Genomic DNA, 382 nt, shown 5'->3' on the forward strand with positions numbered 1-382 from the left:
ATCCGGGCGGCCATCGTCGCGGGCGCGCGCGAGGCCGGGACCGCGGCCGAGATCCTCGAGGTGGGGGACCGGCGCGGCGCCATCGACTGCGCGGTGGCGTGGGCGCGGCCCGGCGACGTCGTGCTGATCGCGGGGAAGGGTCACGAAGCCGGCCAGACCAGCCAGGGCCGCACCCGGCCCTTCGACGACCGTCACGAACTGGCCGAGTCGCTGGTCGCATCGGGGCGGGGCGCATGATCGCGCTCAGCCTCGCCGAGATCGCCGGCATCGTCGGCGGCGAACTGGCCGACGTCACCCCCGAGGCCGCCGCGGCGACCCGGGTGACCGGGACCGTCGAGTTCGACTCGCGCGCCGTCACCCCGGGTGGGCTCTTCCTGGCGCT

General features: G+C 76.4%; 2 pseudogenes. Both read left to right on the plus strand.

Annotation, left to right across the window (positions count from 1 at the left end):
- Nucleotides 1-237, plus strand: a pseudogene (locus Q2100_RS31675) (UDP-N-acetylmuramoyl-L-alanyl-D-glutamate--2,6-diaminopimelate ligase); the annotation flags it as partial.
- Nucleotides 234-382, plus strand: a pseudogene (locus tag Q2100_RS31680) (UDP-N-acetylmuramoyl-tripeptide--D-alanyl-D-alanine ligase); the annotation flags it as partial. The pseudogenes Q2100_RS31675 and Q2100_RS31680, both read left to right, overlap by 4 nt.

It is taken from the genome of Mycolicibacterium arseniciresistens (assembly GCF_030519285.1).
Lineage (GTDB): Bacteria > Actinomycetota > Actinomycetes > Mycobacteriales > Mycobacteriaceae > Mycobacterium > Mycobacterium arseniciresistens.